This is a genomic window from Lentibacillus sp., assembly GCF_035301925.1.
Classification (GTDB): Bacteria; Bacillota; Bacilli; order Bacillales; family Amphibacillaceae; genus Lentibacillus.
In genome coordinates this window covers 1-5,115 of record NZ_DATGTI010000095.1, presented here as the reverse complement: position 1 = coordinate 5,115, position 5,115 = coordinate 1, and the positions used below count along the sequence as shown (strand labels likewise).

The window sequence follows — 5,115 nt, the reverse complement described above, 5'->3', positions numbered from 1 at the left end:
AATGATACTGGTGTAATTTTACATGCATTGTATGGATATTCCCTAAAATATGATCTGCAATGGCTGCTGCGTTGATTTTTGTATGGTGTACATGCTCTTTATGCTCTTGCTCCTCTTTCAATCTTTCTTGCGGTGTTTTATCTCGTGTCATTTCTATTCCTCCTATTGTTTTTACTATTTGCTTGCACTATTGCTAAACAAACTGTGGAAGTAACGTCCATTTTAATTGTAACTTAGGCTGCTTTTACCTTTGATTTGATAACGGGGTATCCCAGGTCTGCAATCGCCTTTTCGATTTCCTCTATTGCTACAGATTCTGAATCAAAATTTGTTTTCACTTTGCTTGAGTTAAACAGTACTTTTACACTGTTTTTTTCAACACCATTCAATCCTTTTACGGCTTTATCAATCTTTTGCAGACAGGATGGACAAGACAAAGTTTCTAATTGAATCGTTGCTTTTTGCATAATATATCTCTCCTTTTTTATAGTTGGGACGTTTTTGTTTCGCCTCTTCCTCTTTACATATTAAGTATAGCTGAGGTTCCACTTTTTGAAATTGATGCAGGTCAAATTTGATTAAATAATCCGGGGAAGTATGTTGTGCTTCAGAAAGAATACTTCCCCATCATGGTTAAGCAGCCTGGTTTGTGTTCGCTGCATCTGTATTCTTTTGTGTTTTTATGTTCTTATGGTACTTACTGCCTCTTAAACGGTATCTCAACAATCTCATCGCGTTGAAGATAACAACCAGGATACTTGCTTCGTGAACCAGCATTCCAATCGACATGTTCATCCATTCACTAAATAACAGGCTGGCTAATAAGACGAGCACGACACCGACTGCAATGGTGATGTTCTGTTTCATGTTTCTTGCGGTTGCTTTTGTTAAACCTAATGCGTGTGGTAATCGGCTGAAGTCTGAGTTCATCAAGACAACATCGGAGGTTTCAATCGCAACATCTGTTCCACTTCCCATGGCAATCCCGATATCCGCTAAGGTGAGGGACGGGCTGTCATTTACACCGTCACCGACAAAGGCAATGATTTGCCCTTTTGCCTGCATTTCTTCAATATAAGCTGACTTTCCTTCCGGCAGCATGTGCCCATGTGCTTCTGTTAATGCCAATTCACGAGCAACTAAATCGACCGTTCCGTGGTTATCCCCGGACAAGACGACGAGGCTTTTCACGCCAAGTTTTTTCAATCTTTGAAGATCCTGTTTCACACCTGGGCGAATTTGGTCGCGAATGCCCATCAGTGCCTTTAATTCTCCATCGACCGCAGTGAGAACGAGTGAGTTCCCGTTTTGTTCAAAGCGTTCGATATCTTTTCTGGCCTTTTTGTTCAATAGAATATTTTTTCTTTCCATTAGTGCGACGTTACCAACGACGACACGATGGCCGTCCACTTTTGCGACAACCCCTTCGCCTTTTACAACTTCGGTTTCTTCCACAGTAGAGAAGGTTGTTTCACCAATATCCTCAAGGACAGCTTTTGCTAACGGATGTTCTGATTCGCGTTCCACACTGGCCAAGTATCTGAGGATTAGTTCTGTATTATTTTCATAAAACTCTTTTTCCGCTACTTCAGGATTTCCGACTGTCAATGTCCCTGTTTTATCAAAAACGATGGTGTCCACCTTGCTAAAGTCCGTGATGACTTCACTGCCTTTTAACAGCACGCCGTTTCGTGCACCATTTCCAATGCCGGAAACGTTGGATACAGGTACCCCGATAACAAGTGCGCCAGGACAACCTAATACGAGAATCGTGATGGCTAGCTCCACATTTTGAGTAAACAGCCAGACAATGGCACCAAGAATTAATACAGCTGGCGTATAATATTTGGAAAACCGGTCAATAAAGCGTTCTGCTTCTGATTTGGAATCCTGCGCCTCTTCCACTAACTCGATAATGCGGCCAAAGGTCGTGTCTTCCCCGACTCGATCTGCTCGAATTTGAAGGGTCCCATTTTCCAGGATGGTTCCTGCAAATACTTCAGAATCTTTTGTTTTACTTACTGGTACAGATTCACCGGTAATACTTGCTTCATTGAGATGCCCTTCACCCGTCAAAACGGTTCCGTCTACAGGCACTTTTGCACCAGTTTTTACTAACAAGATATCGTCTTCGTCTACATCATCCACGTCTACTTCTTCAAAGTCCCCATTTTCCATTTGGATCAATGCACTTTCCGGGGCTATCTCGGTTAATTCCTTGATGGCGGAACGGGTTTTGTTTAAAGTACGTTGTTCCAAATAAGCGCCAAATAAGAATAAGAACGTTACGATTGCTGACTCTTCATAGTTTTGAATGAGCAATGCGCCAATAACGGCAATGGTGACTAATACATCAATACTGACAACTTTTACTTTTAATGCCTGATACGCTTGAATGGCAATCGGTGCGATTCCGAGAATCGATGCAATGATGAGCGACCAGTTGAAAATGAACATGTTATCTAGACCAAATCGACCAAAGAAGCCAAGGGCAATCAAAATCGCACTGATCAGCGTAATTTGATTTTTCTTCCCTAAAATATATCCCTGCATGCTGTTTCCCTCCAGATTTTAATTATTGTTTAATTGATGATTCCAGTATAGAATAATGTTGGGTAATAATAATTGAGCGCGGTCAAGTTTTGAAAACGTTTATTGTTCTTGAATTAAGCAGCTTTTACTTTCGTTTTGATAACGGAGTAGCCTAAGTCTTCAATGGCTTTTTCCAGCTTCTCAACTTTAACGGTTTCAGCATCGAAATTCGCCTTGACCTTACTGGAGTTGAACAGAACCTTCGCGCTGTTCGGATCAACACGTTCCAGTTTTTTTACTGCATGATCAATCTTTTGAATACACGACGGACAGGATAAAGTTTCTAATTGAATGATTGCTTTTTGCATAATATATTTCTCCTTTACAAGTTATTTAATAAAATTCTTTTGTTTTCTTTCTACACTTACAACTATAGAGTATTTCCGGCTAATAATAATTGACTGCGGTCAAGTTTCGAACAAATTCTAATAGAAAAACGAAGCAATCATGTATAGTTACCTCGTTTTATCCACTCATTTGTTATTCACTTTCCTGGAAGCCCCCGTTTGCGGAACTAGCGAGTATTTTTGGAGAAGATAATGTTCAATTAATGCATAATCGTTTGATACTGTTGATGCAAAACTGGAAGGTGTTGGTGGTCAGGTTGAATTGAACAATGAATCAAGAATTAATGAAATGGAAAAAGAACTTTATATTTAAAAAAACAGTGATAGTAACTAAGAGTGCCTAAATACGGACTCCCTCTATAAATAAATGATTTTCTTCCAATTACTCCAAATTGCTTTGATTTTCTCAGGGGTTTGATTGAAGCTACCTCATCGATTTCATTGCATCCATTTCATTTCGGAATTTTCCGATGCGATGGAGGGTAACGACCTGGACCTTCCCAGGAAGGTGATGGAAAATTTTTACTATAATCGCGCGTCCTTCCATCTCCACAGAACTCATGGTCGCTGACCCTCCCATGTCTCTCAGGATTGTATCCATACATTCCTTCGTCCGGCATATCCATGAGGTGGAGGCCGAAAATGCTCCTTTGCAGGGTCTTTTGCCCGAATGGATGTTATAAGCTTCGGCTCTGCGCTTCAATTGTCTCCCTTGGCATTTCTTACGTCTTACTTACTTATAAATCAGTCTTGACTTTGCTTTAGGCAGCTTTCTGCATGGTCATTTGAGGCATATCCTGAAGCATCTTCTCGCCATCGAATGCACATTGTTTCTTGCCAATCACAAATAGGACACGAATAAGCTTGTTACATAAGGCAATGAGCGACTCCTGTTTCTTTAGCGGGTGGTCACGTCTCGTTGTGTAATAGTCATGTAAGGCCTTGAATGACGTATTATTAGCGACCATTGGACGAACTGCCAGGTATAAGGCTCTGCGCAGTCGTTTTCGCCCACGTTTACTGATTTTTGTTTGCCCTTTGTATTTACCCGATTCATGGCGCCTTAGCGACAGACCGGCAAGGATTTGAATTTGACGCGGGCTTTGATAGTTTGTGATGTCACCTACTTCTGCATAGAATGTGGCAACTGTCAGGACATTCACGCCTTTAATCGCCAGCATTTGATCGGTTCCGGGAATCTCTTGAAGTAGTTCTTCGATGTCTGAATCAACGGCTTCAAGTTTTTCCTGAAGGCGATGGTATTGGTCAATCAGGGCTTCAATTTCCCGTCTGGCCATACGCAATCCAATGGTTAGTCCACCGGAATGCTGGGCAGCAGCTAACAACTGCTCGGCTTTTTTCAAACCAACTGCACCCTTAACGGCTTCCCGCCATTGTGTGACAATAGCTGAAGCTGTCATGGACTTAATATCCGATGGCAGTGGAAAATGTTCTAAGGTGCTTAAAGCTGCCTTGCCTGACCATTTACTAAAGACGGCTGTGAATTCAGGAAAATAACGGTCCAGCCAATTATCAATACGTCCGCTGAGTATCTGCACATCCTGAGACAGTTGATCTCGTACTTTCATGCCCTGACGCAATTCGGCGTACACGCCTTCAAGCAGGTTGGGTATGGAGTATCGACCGTCTTTAACCATTTGTGCAATGACGCGAGCGTCTTTCGTATCGTTTTTGGATGGTGAGTTATCGTCCACTTCCTTGATGCGTTTCACATGCATCGGGTTGACGACAACGATTGGAATGTCTTTCGTCCTGACGTAATAGGCAAGGTTTAGCCAATAATGACCTGTTGGTTCGACACCAAGCATCAGTTTTGATTTTTTATGGGTGCTCTTCATGTCTGAGGCCCAATTAATCAGCCGTTCAAAGCCACTTATATTGTTTTCAAAAACCAAGCGTTTCCCTAGATCAATCCCGCGGTCATCCTGTGCTCTCGCGACGTGTTTTTTCTTCGCGATATCAATACCTACGATTAATGTTTCCTCTGTGATTTGCCTTATTTTTTCATTCCTATTATAATTCATTGGTGAGTCCTCCTTGGTTTTTATTTAATTAGGGGTCGATGCGCATCGACACCCCGTACTATACCAAGGGGACTTTTTTTGTATCAAACCTCAAATACCCTCAATTTTTTTCATTACAGGAATGCTCCTTT

At 41.7% G+C, this 5,115-nt stretch carries 4 protein-coding genes and 1 pseudogene; all 5 read right to left on the bottom strand.

Translation table 11 applies throughout. The features are described 5' to 3' along the window. Positions 1-151, bottom strand: a pseudogene (locus tag VK080_RS08380) (DNA starvation/stationary phase protection protein); the annotation flags it as partial. An 82-nt stretch (positions 152-233) separates the two neighbouring features. Continuing rightward, complete coding sequence (locus tag VK080_RS08375; RefSeq protein ID WP_237670580.1) at positions 234-467, bottom strand: heavy-metal-associated domain-containing protein; 234 nt, start codon at positions 465-467, stop codon at positions 234-236. A 166-nt stretch (positions 468-633) separates the two neighbouring features. After that, positions 634-2,553 carry a heavy metal translocating P-type ATPase gene (locus VK080_RS08370; protein WP_324224315.1) on the bottom strand — a complete coding sequence of 640 codons (1,920 nt, stop codon included), beginning with the start codon at positions 2,551-2,553 and terminating at the stop codon, positions 634-636. Between the two features lie 113 nt (positions 2,554-2,666). Beyond that, positions 2,667-2,900 carry a heavy-metal-associated domain-containing protein gene (locus tag VK080_RS08365; RefSeq protein WP_324224314.1) on the bottom strand — a complete coding sequence of 78 codons (234 nt, stop codon included), beginning with the start codon at positions 2,898-2,900 and terminating at the stop codon, positions 2,667-2,669. Between the two features lie 800 nt (positions 2,901-3,700). After that, positions 3,701-4,984: an IS110 family transposase gene (locus VK080_RS08360; protein ID WP_324224313.1), complete on the bottom strand. Its 1,284-nt coding sequence runs from the start codon at positions 4,982-4,984 to the stop codon at positions 3,701-3,703. Positions 4,985-5,115 lie beyond the last annotated feature (131 nt).